Source organism: Flavobacterium sp. (assembly GCF_052437795.1).
Taxonomy (GTDB): domain Bacteria; phylum Bacteroidota; class Bacteroidia; order Flavobacteriales; family Flavobacteriaceae; genus Flavobacterium.
The window spans coordinates 22,464-39,290 of the sequence record NZ_JBQVPA010000008.1; the positions used below are offsets into that span (position 1 = coordinate 22,464).

General features: G+C 47.2%; 15 protein-coding genes. 8 read left to right on the plus strand and 7 right to left on the minus strand.

Translation table 11 applies throughout. From position 1 onward, the window contains the following. Positions 1-38 precede the first annotated feature (38 nt). Genes ligD through ACT6R0_RS17940 form a run of 4 tightly spaced genes read right to left on the minus strand, consistent with a single transcriptional unit; the run spans position 39 to position 3,549 of the window. Positions 39-2,069 carry a DNA ligase D gene (ligD, locus tag ACT6R0_RS17925; RefSeq protein WP_444655314.1) on the minus strand — a complete coding sequence of 677 codons (2,031 nt, stop codon included), beginning with the start codon at positions 2,067-2,069 and terminating at the stop codon, positions 39-41. A gap of 32 nt (positions 2,070-2,101) precedes the next feature. Continuing rightward, positions 2,102-2,272 carry a hypothetical protein gene (locus ACT6R0_RS17930; protein ID WP_444655313.1) on the minus strand — a complete coding sequence of 57 codons (171 nt, stop codon included), beginning with the start codon at positions 2,270-2,272 and terminating at the stop codon, positions 2,102-2,104. A 3-nt stretch (positions 2,273-2,275) separates the two neighbouring features. Continuing rightward, positions 2,276-3,040: a hypothetical protein gene (locus ACT6R0_RS17935; protein WP_444655312.1), complete on the minus strand. Its 765-nt coding sequence runs from the start codon at positions 3,038-3,040 to the stop codon at positions 2,276-2,278. Between the two features lie 5 nt (positions 3,041-3,045). Next, positions 3,046-3,549 carry an ankyrin repeat domain-containing protein gene (locus ACT6R0_RS17940; protein WP_444655311.1) on the minus strand — a complete coding sequence of 168 codons (504 nt, stop codon included), beginning with the start codon at positions 3,547-3,549 and terminating at the stop codon, positions 3,046-3,048. 333 nt (positions 3,550-3,882) lie between these two features. Between ACT6R0_RS17940 and ACT6R0_RS17945 the strand changes: the two genes are divergently transcribed. Genes ACT6R0_RS17945 through ACT6R0_RS17960 form a run of 4 tightly spaced genes read left to right on the plus strand, consistent with a single transcriptional unit; the run spans position 3,883 to position 7,289 of the window. Beyond that, on the plus strand, positions 3,883-6,039 hold the full coding sequence (locus ACT6R0_RS17945; protein ID WP_444655310.1) for a catalase: 2,157 nt from the start codon (positions 3,883-3,885) through the stop codon (positions 6,037-6,039). 18 nt (positions 6,040-6,057) lie between these two features. Beyond that, positions 6,058-6,642: a YciE/YciF ferroxidase family protein gene (locus ACT6R0_RS17950; RefSeq protein ID WP_444655309.1), complete on the plus strand. Its 585-nt coding sequence runs from the start codon at positions 6,058-6,060 to the stop codon at positions 6,640-6,642. A gap of 13 nt (positions 6,643-6,655) precedes the next feature. Continuing rightward, complete coding sequence (locus tag ACT6R0_RS17955) at positions 6,656-6,868, plus strand: hypothetical protein (protein ID WP_444655308.1); 213 nt, start codon at positions 6,656-6,658, stop codon at positions 6,866-6,868. Then, positions 6,858-7,289 carry a hypothetical protein gene (locus ACT6R0_RS17960; protein ID WP_444655306.1) on the plus strand — a complete coding sequence of 144 codons (432 nt, stop codon included), beginning with the start codon at positions 6,858-6,860 and terminating at the stop codon, positions 7,287-7,289. Before ACT6R0_RS17955 ends, ACT6R0_RS17960 begins: the two co-directional genes overlap by 11 nt. Positions 7,290-7,408: 119 nt before the next feature. On the opposite strand, the gene ACT6R0_RS17965 is transcribed toward ACT6R0_RS17960, so the two are convergent. Continuing rightward, positions 7,409-7,879 (minus strand): hypothetical protein, encoded by a 471-nt coding sequence (locus tag ACT6R0_RS17965; RefSeq protein WP_444655305.1) that lies wholly within the window; start codon positions 7,877-7,879, stop codon positions 7,409-7,411. A gap of 222 nt (positions 7,880-8,101) precedes the next feature. On the opposite strand from ACT6R0_RS17965, the gene ACT6R0_RS17970 reads away from it, so the two are divergent. From ACT6R0_RS17970 to ACT6R0_RS17985, 4 genes are all read left to right on the plus strand, one after another. Further along, positions 8,102-8,755, plus strand: coding sequence for a DUF6766 family protein (locus tag ACT6R0_RS17970; protein ID WP_444655304.1), 654 nt, complete (start codon positions 8,102-8,104; stop codon positions 8,753-8,755). Between the two features lie 295 nt (positions 8,756-9,050). Then, positions 9,051-10,172: a glycosyltransferase gene (locus tag ACT6R0_RS17975; protein WP_444655302.1), complete on the plus strand. Its 1,122-nt coding sequence runs from the start codon at positions 9,051-9,053 to the stop codon at positions 10,170-10,172. Beyond that, on the plus strand, positions 10,169-11,317 hold the full coding sequence (gene glf / locus ACT6R0_RS17980) for a UDP-galactopyranose mutase (protein ID WP_444655300.1): 1,149 nt from the start codon (positions 10,169-10,171) through the stop codon (positions 11,315-11,317). Before ACT6R0_RS17975 ends, glf begins: the two co-directional genes overlap by 4 nt. Continuing rightward, a complete protein-coding gene (locus ACT6R0_RS17985; RefSeq protein WP_444655299.1) occupies positions 11,304-12,503 on the plus strand; it encodes a hypothetical protein in 1,200 nt (399 codons plus the stop codon). The genes glf and ACT6R0_RS17985 overlap by 14 nt, the downstream gene beginning before the upstream one ends. A 109-nt stretch (positions 12,504-12,612) precedes the next feature. Here the strand turns inward: ACT6R0_RS17985 and ACT6R0_RS17990 are convergent, their stop codons facing one another. Both ACT6R0_RS17990 and ACT6R0_RS17995 read right to left on the minus strand, forming a co-directional pair. Then, a complete protein-coding gene (locus ACT6R0_RS17990) occupies positions 12,613-15,705 on the minus strand; it encodes an efflux RND transporter permease subunit (RefSeq protein ID WP_444655297.1) in 3,093 nt (1,030 codons plus the stop codon). A gap of 22 nt (positions 15,706-15,727) precedes the next feature. Then, positions 15,728-16,813, minus strand: a complete 1,086-nt coding sequence (locus ACT6R0_RS17995; RefSeq protein ID WP_444655296.1) for an efflux RND transporter periplasmic adaptor subunit — start codon at positions 16,811-16,813, stop codon at positions 15,728-15,730. Positions 16,814-16,827: the final 14 nt, after the last annotated feature.

Sequence of the window (16,827 nt, forward strand, 5' to 3'; positions counted from 1 at the left end):
TAATGCAAAAAAGTGCATATGTAACGGGCTTTTTTGCATTATTCAGTTAACAGTCCCTGCGCGAGAGGAAGTGCTTTCTTCATATCAATTCCCTTACCAAGGCTGCCGATAAAAATATCGCCTTCCGACCGGATGCGTGCTACAGCGTTCTGTATCGTAAAATCCTTCATCTTTAACCCTTTTTTGACTTCTTCCCAATGCAGCGGCATCGATACCGTGGCACCGGGTTTCGGGCGAAGTGAATAGGGGCAGGCGATCGTTGCACCCGGGCGGTTCTGCAGGAAGTCGAGGTACATTTTTCCTTCCCGGTTCTTTATCTGGCGCTCGGTGCTTGTGAATTCCGGCAATCGTTTATGTACGATGGATACAATGAGCTTCCCGAACAATTGCGATTCATCATAAGAGTATTTCGCACCAAGCGGTATGTAGATATGGATGCCTGTCGACCCCGATGTCTTTACATATCCCGGCACACCAATAGCATCAAGCACCGCCTTAACTTCCTGTGCCGCAATGATGACCTGCTCAAACGTAGTATCCTTGTCAGGATCAAGGTCGATAACGCAATAATCAGGGTCATCAGGATGTTTTATGGTGCTAAACCACGGGTTCATCTCTATGCAGCCTAGCGATGCCATGTAAAGCAGTGTTGCCTCATCTTTGCCAACGAGGAATTCCTTGTCTTCACCATCGCTCGTAGTATAAGGGTATGTGTTCGCCCACTCCGGTGCTTTGCCTTTTACATCTTTCTGGTAAAAGCTTTTGCCGTAGATGCCATTGGGGAACCTGTTGAGCGACATGGGCCTGTCCTTAAGGTAAGGCAATATGTAGTCGGCGACCTGGTAGTAATAGTTGAACATATCCCGCTTGGTATATCCTTCTTCCGGCCAGTACACCTTGCTAAGGTTGCTGAATTTCAGGCTGTGCCCATTGATCTTCTTTACCTGCGATGCTTCTGTGGGGTTCAGCAACGTTTGCCTTCCGGTATCTTTGGGCGCAGTTACCAATGTTGTTTTGTTGCCTTTTTCTTTTCCTTTTGTAAGCTGCTCAGTCGCTGCCGCGGTTTCCAAAACCACATCGATCGCTTTTTTATCGGCGCGCATCCCTTCAAATGAAGGATGGCGGAAGACCCCGTCTGATGTGATCTCTGTAAAGCTCACTTCACATACCAGCTTTGGCTTTAGCCATGTTGCCACGGCTTTTGGTGGGTTAGGACGAAAACGCGAAGGCTTATTGATGTCGGGCTCATATGTAAACGGCATTGCTGAGGTGATCAGCGGAGCGAACTGCTCCATCATTTCCCTTTGCGCTTTTGCGGTAAAGCCGGTACCTACTTTACCCACATATTCTAATTTTCCATTGTTATGGACACCGAGCAGCAAGGAACTGAATAACTTATTTGTACCCTCATTTTTAGTGAATCCCCCAATAACGACTTCCTGCCTTTGGTTCACCTTGATCTTCAGCCAATCCCTGGAGCGGCTGTCGGGAGAGTAAACGCTCGTCAGTTTCTTGGCCATGATCCCTTCCAGCCCCATCTTTTGCGCGGCTTCATAAAAGTCAAGGCCTCCGGCGGTAAATACCTGGCTCATCCGTATGCGGTCATCGGTCGCAGGCAGTATTTCCTTAAGGAGCGCCTGGCGCTCCGACAGTGGCAGGGCCATAACATCTTTCCCGTCATACCACAACAGGTCGAAGGCGTAGTAAACAAGGTCGCCGTCGGCTTCGCTCCGCCAGTTCTGCAATGCCCCAAAATTGGCTTTACCATCTTTATTGACTACCAGGATCTCTCCGTCTAGTACAGCGTTGATGCCAAGTTTAGCCATTGCCGAAACTATGGGATAGTATTTTTCGGTAAAGGGCTTGTTGTTGCGTGATGTAATTTCAACTGCTCCGTCATTGACATACGCCAGCGCCCTGTAACCGTCCCATTTTACTTCATAAGACCAGTTGGAGTCATCGAAAGGCTCATTGACCAGCGTAGCAAGCATAGGCTTGACACCGGCAAGCATTTTAGAGGGTTTGTGGGCCGACTTGGGTTTTCCGGGAGATGTTTCTTTTTTGATCACGGCTTACTATTTGAATTTGAAATACAGGTACATTATTCTTGTTCATCGAAAAACTCACGGGCACGTTTAAGCCCGGTCGCTATAGCGATCCCTTCTTCAACACCTTCTTTCAAAAGGGCATTCGCGATCTCTACTGCCTTTTCCCTTAGGTATTCAGGCTGGTTCTTATAGGCTGGCGGATAGTCGCCGTTGTACCAGGGCATGGCTTAAATATCAGGGTTATTATTGCGTATTTCATCGTGGCTCAGCAGTACGACCTGATAATTGTCCGCCGAACGCAGCAACGTAATAGTTGAAGGCTCTTTCAGGTCAGATGCCAGGTTTGCCCAAACAAGTTCCCTATCTTCGTATACACTGCTTCGCTGGGAGCGGAACAATACATAGATGGAGAACTCATCATCGTTGAAGAACAGGTCCCGGTTTTCGTCCAGTATCAGCCTTGGCCCCTTGTACATGATCTCGGCTTCCTTATCATAAACCAGCTTAGCCAGCCTGTCATATAGTATGGCATTGCCCTCGGCGCCTGTAGGGTCAAATTCAAGTTCGGCCCTGGTACCGCCTATGCGTACCAAAATATCTTCCCATTCCTGTTCATTATTGTAAAGCGTATCGGAATTGATAGATGGCAATGAAGACAATTCTATTAATTGGTGATGTCCGTCCGATTCCCTGATCTCAGGAAGATCAAGCCGTGAAGCCTCTGACTCCAATATCCTCCAAAGTGATCCGTCATCATCTTCATCTGGCGTTATTTCCCTGAACAATACATAGGTTGAAAATCCGTCGTCATGCCTTGGCAGCAGGTGGTGATCATAACGGAAATAATCCCCTTTATACACGAGGTCAGCCATACGAAGTGAGATCGCTTCTTTTAGGCTCCTGTAGAAATTTGCATAATTCTCAGGTTTTCCGATCTTAAGTTGTGGTATGTCGCGGCTCATTAGCCGCAACACGATATCATTTGTTCTCATTGTGACTATACATTTTGAGTTGATATTTTTTCTTCAGTTTCCTGTAGGCGAGCTAAGCCTTCTGTATTACCCTGCTGGGCGGCGAGGTCGGCAGCGGTCATGCCACGTTTGTCCCTGATATGCCTGTCGGCGCCCCAGGCAAGCAGGAGCGCCACAATGTCATTACGCCCGAACATTGCCGCGAACATTAGCGCTGTACCGCCATTACCGTTCTGCAGATCAATGCCGGCGCCATTTTTCAAAAGCAGTTGTGCCACTTCAGGATAGCCTTTGAACGATGCACCCATGAGCGCAGTATTCCCGCTATTATCGGCAATGTCAATATTAGCGCCTGCCTCCAAAAGTGCCTCAACGGCCTCGGGATGGTTATTATAGGCAGCAAGGATCAGCGGCGTAAAGCCTTTTTCATCATGTATGTCTACAGTATCTTTTAGTGCAAAGATCTCCAATAGTACAGGGACATTCCCTTGGCGTGAGGCAGCGAATAACGCCTGTGTGATCTCGTCCATTGTATGTTATTTATGTTTATTATTATAAGTGTAACTCATTTCGGTTTAGTGAAATAAAAGCAACATCCAATTTACGATCTCTATTTTTTAAGTATGGTAAATTTTATTTAAAGTTTTTTACATCCTGCGAACACATTTGATTCTAATAATATAATAAATGTTCGCATATTTTTATGTATACTAATAAAAATCAAATAGTTATGTGTGTTATTGACAGGATGTCGAAAATCGTCAGAAGGTAAAATCATGTAATTTGTTTTAGCACAAACTTGACAGTACTTAGTGTTGAAAATGAGGAACTTCACATTTTTAAAACCGTCAAAAAAGCATCCAATGAAACAAAACAACAAATCCTATCGTATCGACCAGGAAGCAAAGCAGCGGGACCTGTCGACCAACAAGTCTGATGCTACCAACAAGGCCCTTACGACCAACCAGGGCGTAAGGATCAACGACGACAATAATTCACTGAAGGCCGGTGAGCGTGGGCCATCCCTTTTGGAAGATTTCATATTAAGGGAAAAGATCACCCATTTTGACCATGAGCGCATCCCGGAGCGTATTGTCCATGCAAGGGGTTCCGCGGCACATGGCTATTTTGAAGTGACCAACCCGATACCGCAATTCACCAAAGCCGGCTTCCTGCAGGAAGTAGGGCAGAGAACTCCTGTGTTCACGCGTTTCTCGACCGTAGCCGGATCGCGCGGCTCTACCGACCTTGCCCGTGACGTTCGCGGTTTCTCAGTAAAATTCTACACTCAGGAAGGCATATACGACCTTGTAGGCAATAATATACCTGTATTTTTTATTCAGGATGCTACCAAGTTCCCTGACCTTGTTCATGCGGTAAAGCCTGAACCGCACAACGAGATACCGCAGGCAGCATCCGCCCACGATACCTTTTGGGACTTCATTTCCCTGATGCCGGAGTCTGCCCATATGATCATGTGGCTGATGTCCGACAGGGCCATACCACGCAGCTACCGAATGATGGAAGGCTTTGGGGTACATACATTCCGGCTTATCAACGAACAGGGAGAGTCGCACTTTGTAAAGTTCCACTGGAAGCCAAAGCTCGGCACGCACGCTGTTGTGTGGGACGAGGCACAGAAAATATCAGGAAAAGACCCTGATTTCCACAGAAGGGACCTTTGGGAAGCCATTGAGACGGGTAATTTTCCCGAATGGGAACTTGGCGTACAGGTAATACCGGATGCCGATGAGCACAACTTTGAGTTCGACCTTCTGGACCCTACAAAGATCGTCCCCGAAGAAGTGGTGCCTGTCACCATAATAGGTAAGATGGTGCTTAACAGGAATCCCGATAACTTTTTTGCTGAGACCGAGCAGGTGGCATTCCATCCGGGGCATGTGGTGCCGGGGATCGATTTTACGAATGACCCGCTGCTGCAGGGCAGGCTGTTCTCGTATACTGACACGCAGCTGTTGCGGCTTGGCGGGCCCAACTTCCATGAGATACCTATCAACAGGAGCTTAGCGGCAGTGAACAACAACCAGCGTGACGGCTTTATGCGCCAGGAGATCAATATTGGCAGGGTGAGCTATTCACCAAATTCACTGGGCGGGGATTGTCCTTACCAGGCCAGGATCGACCAGGGAGGTTTTACAAGTTTCAATGAGCGTTTGGAAGCCCATAAGGTACGCCAGAGGAGCGAGAGCTTTTCCGACCATTTCGGGCAGGCAAAGCTATTCTTCAATAGCCAGACACAGGTGGAGAAAGACCATATCGTCAGGGCATTCCGTTTTGAGCTTGGCAAGGTAGATACAACGGCTATCCGTGTGCGTATGGTGGGTATATTGGCCCAGATAGATACTGTACTTGCTGAGAAAGTGGCAGCAGGACTGAGGATCGAAGTTCCTGCTACGCCGGAGCAGCCGATGAACCATGGCGTGTCTCCCGAACGGAGAGGGCAGGAGCAGGAGCCAAGAACAGTGCCATCTTCAGTATCCGCCTCGCAGGCGTTAAGCATGATCGATGATCCGACCGTACAGCCGACGATCGCTTCCCGTAAGGTGGCCATCATTTGCGCCGACGGTGTGGATGAAAAGGCGGTGCTTTCCATGAAGACAGCACTGATAAAACAAAGTGCCAAAGGCTGTGTCGTAGCGCCCTACCTTGGTAAGGTGCAAACGGGGCAGGGAGGTGAGATCCCCGTGGACTTCAGTTTCCTGACCAGCTCATCGGTATTGTTCGATGCGGTGTATATTCCCGGAGGCCTCGACCTGAACGAACTGTCACAGAACCCCGATGTTATGGATTTCCTTAGCGATGCTTACAGGCACTGTAAGGTCATTGGCGCGCAGGGGGATGGAATAGAATTGCTCTCGGGCACTTCATTTGCCGCGAAGCTCGATAATGCGGATAAGGGCATCATAATGGACGAAGGTATGCAGGACAGTGAATTTGCGGCAGCGTTCATTGCCGCCATGGCCAACCACCGCGTTTGGGAACGCGAAGCGCAACTATAATATTTAAAAAAATAAAAAATGAAAGATACAAAACAAAATCCGGGAACATCACCGTCAAAAGCCGGCAATATGGTGGTACAACCTGCAGCCGATGCTGCCAACGATATGAGGGCACTGTTCATAGACTCCCTTAAGGATATTTACTGGGCAGAGAACGCACTGGTAAGGGCATTGCCAAAGATGATAGCCAACGCTACAGCACCGCTGTTGGCTTCTGCCATAACAGAGCACCTTGAGATCACCAAGATCCAGGTGGAACGCCTGGATGCCGTTTTCAGCCTGTTGGGTGAGACTGCTGAAGGCAAAAAGTGCGAGGCTATGGCAGGGCTGATCAAAGAAGGTGACAGTATACTGGAGGAGACCATGCCCGGCCCTGTGCGTGACGCGGGCATCATTGCCGCTTCGCAAAAGATAGAGCACTATGAGATCGCTACTTACGGAACGCTTTGTGCCTTTGCGAAAGCCCTGGGCGAGAATGATGCGGTACAGCTGCTTACCCAAACCCTGGCTGAAGAAAAAGAAGCGGATATGATACTCAGCGATGCCGCATGCGGGATGATCAACCTTAAAGCAGCAGACAATACGTTAAGAGAAGCATTATAATAAAAAGAATGCTATGAAAAAGATACAAAGCCTTGTTTTACGATATTCCTGTTGTGTGCTGCTGCTCGCAACAGTATCGTGCCGTGAGCCCTCAGGGCAAAAGAGCGGCAGTGATGACGGAAGGGAAGCCAACGGCGACACCAGGGGAAGCAGTTCACCCGCAGACAATGAGGGCTCGGGCAGCGGACCGGGCGCAACACCATCAAAAGAGAACAATGAGCGGTAATATTGCGAAGCACCAGGGGACGATGTCCCTGCTTCAGGAAGAAAAGGTATTTGGTTTAAAACCTTCATACGATACGGATATGGAACCTTTCAGTACGTGTGTGATCAGGATAGATAGCAAAGGAACTTATGCAGGGAAAGTCAATTATTGTGAGGTACTGTCAGAATTGGACAGGGCTATTGACACGCGAAGCTATGAGATATTATGCCTTGGCGAAGACAGCTCCTTTATGATAGCGGATCCGGATAATGGTTTTTTCACCTATATCCAGTTCAATTTCCCTTCACCTATTTCTGCATTTGAGGATATCGGGGATATGATAAGGTTACTGGCCGGAGGAAATTGCTGCATGGATACCTTGCGTCAAACCGAACACTACAGGCTGCTTTTGGTCGATGAGTGCCAGATCAGCTTTAAATAGATCCTGTTCCTGTTTACTTTATTTCGTACTTATATGCTAAAAGGCTGCCGATCAAGGCAGCCTTTTAGCTTTTTGCCTTGTGTGGCAAGTAGAATAAGTGCTTTCATAGTATCGGTATTTTAACGCTCTAAAGTAGGATCCGCTTTATCTGCCATCTTATAGACAAGAATGGCGGTGATCGTAAAAATGATATGTGCTGTAAAAAGCTGCCTGTAGTAGCCATGGCGATAATTATGGGGAGGATTATCGTGTGCTGCAAAAAATATTTTCCATGCGGCTATTCCAGCCATGCCGCTAAGCGCGCCGATAACGAGCAACCTTGCCACACCCGGATCTTTGAGCGCTTTACGCCACAGCAGCCAGTATGCCGCAACAAATGCTATCCCCGTGAGGTAATGGAGGCCCCATCCGGCAGGATGCAGCTCTTTGTTACGTATTTCGGGCAGGCTGTCGGAATTGTTGATGAGCTTATTTATCATTATGGGCTCAACATACTCTTCGCCTTCCTTTTTTGACTTCCAATAGCTGTACAGGGTCATCAGCGTAGTGCCTGCGATGCCTGCTATGATGATCTTTTCCAGTGGTTTCATACAATGTATATTTATAGTTACAGTTAACAGGAATTAAATTACGTAAAGTACAGCTCCCATCTTTACACCATTTATCATATCCCTTGCAAGATTGTCCCTGTCCGTTGGCGATACAATTATGTAAGGCACACAAAAAATCATGTAACGTTAGCCCTTTATGAGATACATAACTTTATCCTGCTTGATAAGTTAGCCGGTCATAAGGCATTAAAGTCAAATAATATGAAGTTTTTCAGAAACAATTCCTTGTCCATATCCTTCTTTTTGCTTTTCCTCCTATCCCTTGGTGGGCAGGTGTTTTTCGGGTTGAAAGAATATAACAAAGAGCTTGTGCAAGAGGGAGGAGAACATGTAGGTCTCACCGGTTATCTAACCTCCGGCCATTTCCTGCAGTCAACATTTGAGAACTGGGAAAGTGAATTTTTGCAGATGGCGCTTTTGGTGGTATTCACCATTTTCCTGATGCAGAAAGGCTCATCGGAAAGCAAAGACCCCGACTCGGAGGAAGAAGTGGACCGTGAACCCGATCCTCGCCGAAAGAATGCGCCGTGGCCGGTACGTACCGGCGGATGGGTTTTGGCAATATACAAGCATTCGCTTACCCTTGTGCTGCTGGTATTATTCGCTATCAGCTTTATACTCCACTTTCATGGCAGCCTAAAAGACGAGAATGTACACCTGGCCCTGCAAGGACATCCACCCGAAACAGCGTCTGAGTACTTCTTCGATTCGCGGTTCTGGTTCGAATCCCTGCAAAATTGGCAGAGCGAATTCCTCTCGGTCTTCGCGATAGTCGTCCTGTCTGTTTACCTGAGACAAAAGGGTTCCCCACAATCCAAACCGGTAGATGCCCCTAATGCCGAAACGGGGGAATAATACAGATTTGGAAATTGTGATCATCCGGTATTTTTAAGGGGTTGTGTCAAAATACTTCAGAGTGGGTCATTCAGAGGGAGTTATAATATTGACGAGAACATCGGTATGCTGATCGATACCGATAAATACATTATCGTATGCTTGAAGGAAAGTGAGAATTGCTCCTTTAAACAATAGTTCCCATACACTAACTGTACAACTTTTACACAAAATCATGTAAGTAACACCAGCCATTGTATTCGCACATTTGTTATTGTCCATAACGGGCATATGATAACGATTAACTAATTAATTTATGCAAAGCACTTCAACAGAAAAAGAGAAGGTTTACGGTCGGTCGGTGGTGGAACGGAATTCGTACGATATGGTCGTATTTTGTCATTTGAGATGGGATTTTGTATACCAACGTCCGCAACATGTCATTAAAAGGATGGCCCAACAATACAGGGTACTATTTGTTGAAGAGCCCTGGTTCCGCCCGGAGGAACAGGGAAGCAGGCTTACAGAGGTCTCGGCGACGCTTCACGTACTTCAGCCCAATACGCAGGATATATCCGATATAGGTGCTATACTTAATGACTATATAGATAGCGACGCAGCGTTGATCGGATGGTTTTATTCACCATCGTTCGTACCATTGATGGAGCAATTTAATTTCCAGACCGTCATTTATGACTGTATGGACGAGCTATCCCTGTTTAAAGGGGCGCCCGCTAAATTGATAGATCAGGAACGCCAACTTATCGCCAATGCCGACATTGTATTCACAGGCGGTAAATCGCTCTATGAATCCAAAGCCCTGCTGCATGATAATGTTCATTGCTTTCCCAGCTCGGTCGACCGTGCCCATTTTGCAAAAGCGCTTAATGGTATCGCCATACCGCCGGATATTGCCGCGATACAGTCTCCGATAGCAGGCTATTTTGGAGTTATTGATGAACGCATAGACCTAACCCTGCTGGATGAGACAGCCGCCCAAATGCCGGATATCTCCTTTGTAATGATAGGTCCATTGGCTAAGATAGGGCAGGAGGATCTGCCAAAAAGAGAGAACATCCACTATCTGGGCATGAAAGAATATTCTGAACTTCCGGGTTACATAAAGGCTTTCGACATTGCAATGATGCCTTTTGCGCTCAACGATGCTACCCGCTACATAAGCCCAACTAAAACACTGGAATACATGGCGGCACAAAAGCCTATTGCCTCTACGGCCATTACCGATGTTGTTCGCGACTATGCACATTGTGTAAGTATAATAGAAAATGCCGGAGACCTGAGGGAGGCCATCGTTAAAACGCTTAACGAAGCCCCAGATCCCCGTTTAACCGTGGACTACGATGCTATTCTGGAAACAACTTCCTGGGATAATACGGTTTCAGCCATGAAGTCCCACATTAAAGCCATAGCAGAATGAGAAATGCTGACATTGTGATCATCGGGGCCGGAATTTCCGGCGCAGTGCTTGCAGAGCGCTATGCCAATGCAGGAAAGAAAGTGCTCGTTATCGAAAAACGCAGCCATATAGCAGGCAATTGCTATGACCACATTGACGATAACGGGATATTGGTATCAAAATACGGTGCGCACCTGTTCCATACCAACTACGAAGATGTATGGGAATATGTGAACCGGTTTTCGGACTGGTATCCCTGGGAGCATAAGGTGCTTGCAAAAGTAGACGGACAGCTGGTGCCTATACCTGTAAATATCACAACGGTAAATACCCTTTTCGGTAGCGATATAAATACAGAAGACGAGATGGACGAATGGCTGGCAGAAAATACCCTCCCTATCGAAAACCCTTCAAATGGCGAAGAAGCTGCCCTGTCAAAAGTTGGCCCGGTTTTGTATGAGAAGATGTTTAAACACTATACAAAAAAGCAATGGGACAAATACCCGGAAGAACTGGATGCCTCGGTACTGAACCGGATCCCCGTCCGGACTAACCACGATGACAGGTATTTTTCAGATATTCATCAGGCGTTGCCAAAGAAGGGGTATACCGAACTCTTCAGGAATATACTTGATCACCCTAATATCGAGATCGTGCTCAATATCGATTACTTTGATATTTGCGACCAGATAGAAGGTTACGAAAAATTATTCTACACCGGCCCGGTCGACAGGTTCTTTGATTTTAAGCACAGCCTTAAGGACAAGCTGGAATACCGATCGATAAATTTTGTCTCCGAGACGATAGAGCAGCCCTTTTTTCAGGAAAATTCGGTCGTGAATTATCCGGGAGAGGATGTCGCGTTCACCCGCATCATCGAATACAAGCATTTCGGTAACCAGCAGTCAGAAAATACCACTGTAGTGCGGGAGTATACCACTGATGAGGGGGAGCCTTATTATCCGGTGCCCAATCCAAAGAACCAGCAGATCTACGAACGGTACAAAACGGAGGCCGACAAGCTTGTGGATGTCCATTTTGTAGGTCGCCTGGCTAATTATAAATATTTTAATATGGATCAGGCGTTTAAGAACGCCCTGGACCTTTTTGCTACCCTTGAAGGCCAACAGGCCTCCGTAGATACCGCCGCCTATGAAAATATTTAATTCATTTTTTATGGGTGGTTTTGAATGTGCGGACCACATAAACAGGTCAGGGACACGCGTGAACCTGCTCCGTGTGACCGAGCATGATATTCGTGCGCTGGAGGATTACCGCGACCTTGCCAAATTAGGCATTTATACCGTAAGGGAGGGTATCTGCTGGAGCGCGGTAGAAAAGGCTCCTTATGTTTTTGATTTCTCTGAGGTAGAAAACCGGATCAGGGCGGCGGAGAGAACAGGTATACAGGTCCTTTGGGACCTGTGCCATTTTGGTTATCCGGACGGCATTTATCCGACCCATCCCCATTTTTGTGATCGTTTTGAAGCGCTTTGTACCGCCTTTGCCAAATTTTATAAAAACGTTTCGAAACAGCCTCTTCTAGTGGTGCCAATAAATGAGATCAGCTTTCTGTCCTGGCACTCCGGTGATGTTCGCGGAACAGTACCGTTCGCGGTCAACTGCGGTTTTGATATAAAATACCACTTGTGCAAGGCCGCGATCTTAGGTATAAGGCGGCTCCGTGAAGTCGACCCCGGCTGCAGGATCATCCTTGTGGAACCCTTGATCAGTATCCATGGTAATGAAGAGTCGGACTGGAACCATATCAACACAATAAACGACCACCAGTTCCAGGCTATGGACATCATAGCAGGAAGGATGTGCCCGGAACTTGGGGGTAGTGAGAACAACCTTGACATCCTGGGATTTAATTATTATTGGAACAGCCAGTGGGAGGACGGCGCGGGGCCTTTGCCATGGCCTGAGACCATACCGAGGCGTACGCGGGTATCTGCCATGCTAAGGGATGCCTACCGGCGTTACGGGCGGCCATTATTCCTCTCAGAAACAGGCCATTTCGGAGAAGGCCGTGCGGCATGGATAGCAGAGATAGCACTGGAATCCTGTGCCGCGATCGAAGCGGGGGTACCTTTAGAGGGTGTCTGTATCTATCCCGTTACGGACCGGCCCGACTGGGACGACCTATGGTCCTATAGCGACTGCGGGATCTTCGACCTGGACGAGCATAATGACAGGCTGCCGCATTATGAGAGCATTAATGCGATCAGGGCGGCTCAAATGGTTATCAGCCAGAGCATTTCAGAGGCGCTGGCCCGCTTTACAACGGTGATGCCATCGCCGGAAGCCCACCCATCCGCCCCGCCGGTCAATAACATAGGATCCTTATGAACCGGTATACCGCCTAAGTGGAAAACTGGTACCGGCTTACAAAAAAAGCAGTGCCTGACATGCAGGCACTGCTTAACAACCAAATAGAATAACCTAACTATTATCTATTTCAGTGACCGGGCTTTTTCCTGTAGCTGTAGTAAAATACCTGCGGAAGTACAGTAAGCGACAGTATCATACAGAATAGCAGTCCGCCAACGATCATGATAGCCAATGGCTTTTGTATCTCTGACCCCATTCCTGTAGATATGGCAGCCGGCAAAAGTCCTAATGATCCCATGAGCGCTATCATGACGATCGGCCTTATGCGGGTATACACACCCTCGGACACAGCGTCGTTTATGTGCATCTTACTCTGCAGATTTTCTTTCATCACGGCAATTAATATGATACTATTGATGGTATTGACACCGAACAGGATGATGAAGCCTATCCCTGCTGATATGCCGAACACCGTACCCGTGAGCCAAAGTGAAAGGAACCCGCCTACAAAGGCATAAGGTATAGTACTTACCGCGATCAGCGTATCTTTCATATTCCCGAAATTAAAGTACAGCAGGAATAAGATGAAAACCAGTACTACAGGTACTATTATCGCTAATTGCTTCGATGCCCTTTCCTTACTTTCGAACTCACCTGCCCACTTCATGGTATTTTCCTTTGGCAGCTTTATTTCCGCGGCAACTTTTTTCTGTGCTTCGGCAATGGTGCTGCCAAGGTCCCTGCCTTCAATGCTAAAGCCCACGGCTATGTACCTGCTGTTGCCTTCACGGTATATAAATGTGGGGCCTGTCTGGTAGGTTACGGTCGCGATCTCTTTTAGCGGCACTTTCTTTCCGTCCATCGTTGGTATCAGGATATCTTCGATCTTTTCTTTACTGTCACGGTACTGCTTATCAAAACGTATGCGGATGTCGAACATGCGCTCATCTTCATAAAAGGTCGATGCAGCCTGCCCGCCAATGGCCATTGCTATTACTGCCTGGGCATCGACGGTGGTAACGGCATAGCGCGCCATTTTAGCATCATGCAGCTGTATGCGCAGTTCGGGCAGCCCTATGTTCTTATAGATGTTGATGTCTTCAATGCCTTCGACATCTTTGATAGAGCCCGCGACCTGTGCCGCCATGTCTTCGAGCTGGAAAAGGTCATTACCGAAGATCTTTATGACCAACGGGCTTTTTACCCCAGCCACATATTCTTCAACATTATCCTGTATGGGCTGGCTAAATCCGAACCCTATACCGGGATATATCTCAAGTTCTTTTTTAATGTCGGCTATAAGCCCGTCCTTTCCAATATCGCGCTTCCATTCCGATCCCGGCTTTAGCTCGATATGGAACTCAATGTTGAAGAAACCTGTGGGATCGGTACCGTCATTTGGCCTGCCGGTCTGGGAAAGCACGAATTTCACTTCGTCAAATTTGCGTATACGGGCTTTCATTTCCTGGGTAAGCCTTACAGATTCGTCCAGGTTCACACTGTTCGGCAATGTAGCCCTGATGTATATGGCACCCTCATTCAGCTTAGGTATGAACTCAGAGCCGTAGAACATAAACCTTACAAAGCATATTGCCATGAGCGCAACAAAACCATATATGGTGATCTTTTTATACTTGCTGCTCCATTTGTAAAGCTTATACAGGTTCTCCCTGAAAAACCGGGAGATCATGTTCTCTTTTTCAACAATGTCTTTTTTAAGGAGGACCTTACACATTGCGGGTACATAGGTAAGGCTTAATATGAGTGAACCTACAAGCGCGTAACCCAGCGTAAAGGCCAGCGGCGAGAACATTTTGCCTTCAACCTTTTGGAAGGAGAATATCGGCAGCAATGCCACAATGAGTATGATCAGCGCAAAGAATATGTAAGTAGCCACGCTGCCAACGCTCTTTTTGATAATACCCATTTTAGACATGTTGTTGAAGCGTTCCATGCCCACTTTATGCGCCTTTTTTTCGAGGGAGACGAACACCTGCTCCACAATGACGAGCGTTCCCTCAAGGAGCAGCCCAAAATCCAGCGCTCCCATAGATATAAGGTTCGCGGGCACCCCCTGTATGCGCAACATTATTATGGCAAATAGGAAGGATAGCGGTATTACTGAGGCAACAATAAACGTTGTACGCCAGTTGTACATAAAAATGAAAACTATGAGCGATACCAGGACTACGCCCTCAAGTAGGTTTTTCGTAACCGTCTTTACCGTATTGTCAACAAGTTCGGTGCGGTCTATGAAAGGTACGATCTTTACGTTCGGGGGCAGTATCCTTTCATTAAGCTCCTCGATGCGTTCGCGCAGGCGGTCGATCACATCGCTTGGGTTCTCACCACGCAGCATGATCACGATACCTTCAACAAGATCATCATCGCCGTCCAGGCCTACCTGTCCCAACCTTGGCTTGGCCGATATCGATATTTCGGCAACGTGTTTTACCAATATAGGAGTTGAGCCTTTTGTCTCTATAAGTATGTTGCCAATATCCTCCACTTTATCTATGAGGCCCACACCACGCACAACATACGCCTGGTCGCCACGCTGTATGACGTCGCCGCCCACATTAATGTTGCTTTTTGATACTGCCTCATACACATCAAGAGGGGAGAGGCCATAGTTTAAAAGCTGTGTAGGGTTTATCTTTATTTCAAATATCTTTTCCTCCCCGCCAAAGCTGGCTACGTTCGCCACGCCGGGAACCGATACCAGCTCCCGCTCAATGACCCAGTCGTGCAGGGCCGTGATCTCTTTTATAGGCAGGTCGCTTTTTATCACATACCTGAAAATCTCGCCCGTGGCGCCATAGGGCGGGTCAATGGTCACATCGCTGCCCTCGGGCAGTTCAAGGCCGTTCAGGCGGTTCGAAGCATACTGCTGCGCGTAAAAGTCATCCACATCCTCGTTGAAAAGCACAGTAACTACCGAGAGCCCGAAGAGCGATATTGAGCGCACTTCGGATTTTTTCGGTATGGTGTTCATCTGCTTTGATATGGGCAGGGTTATGAATTTTTCAACTTCTTCGGCACTCCTTCCCGGCCATTGGGTTATTATCCTTGCCCGTGTGTTGGTAACGTCAGGAAAAGCTTCAATGGGCGTGTGTATGTAGGCTATTATCCCCCCAATAAGCAGCAGGATGGTCATGAAAAAGACGATCAGCGAGTTTTTTAGGGAAAAGGCGACAATGTTCTTTACTAATTTTTGCATAATGGCAGATTCAAATTTATTCTTAGCCTTTCAGCTTTTCAAGTATAAGCAGCTGGTTTTTGGTGATTATTTTTTCACCTTCTTTCACTTCATTTTCAAAATACGCCCAACGGCTGTTTTTTATGGAGGGATCTATTTCACGCACTTCAATATCACAATTGTCCTTATAAACAAGGATGTAATTCTTGTTATCGTCAAATAGTACCGCAGATGCCGGTACAGCAGGCAGTTCCCTGTCGTTCTCGCCTTTGTTTATAATGATATCCGCAGGCATTCCGGGCTTTAGCTTCAGGTCTTTATTTTCCATTACCACCCTGGCCTTAAGCACGTGCTCATCGGCATCGAACACCTGCGATAATGTAGTTATCCTGCCCTTAAAAACTTCGTCAGGGTAGGCAGGGAGCACAATGTCGGCAGGCATACCTTCTTTGATATGCGTCATGTTGGTCGTGTAAATATTCGCCAGGACCCATACCTCTTTAAGGTTGGATATGGTGAAGAGCGGCTCGCTGTTTTGCGATATCTGTGTGCCGGGGCTTATGTTCTTGTCAACTACATATCCTTCTGTAGGCGCCTTGATCAGGAAGACTGATCTGTCATTGCTGGCACTGAATAATGAAAGGTTCGCGCTCACATTGGCGATCGAAGCTTTTAGAACATCTACTTCGCTCTGCGCCTGCAAAAGGTCTTTTTGCGAGGCAATGCCATCGTCAGACAATCCTTTTACCGACTGTAGCTGTCGTTGTGCGACCTGTAATTGCGACTGTAGTGTTTTGGCCTGCGCTTCAAGGTTGTTCAGCTCGGTACTTCGTATTTCTGCAAGTACCTGCCCTTTTGTTACATGGTCACCCAGCGAAAAAAAGGTTTTGGTCACAATACCTTCTACCAGGCTGCTGAATTTCACCACATTATCAGCATTGTAGGTAATGTTACCGGTAAGGCTGATATTCTCCTGTACGCCTTGTTTCTTTACATCTTCGATCTGCATTTTTTGTTTCAGTTTTTCGCTAAGGCAGAAACCTTCCTTTTCCGCAGGGGCAGCCTGCTCTTTTTTATCACAGCTAATGATCAGTGAGCCTATAATGGCCATACAAATGGTTCTTTTCATCTTAATATATTTTA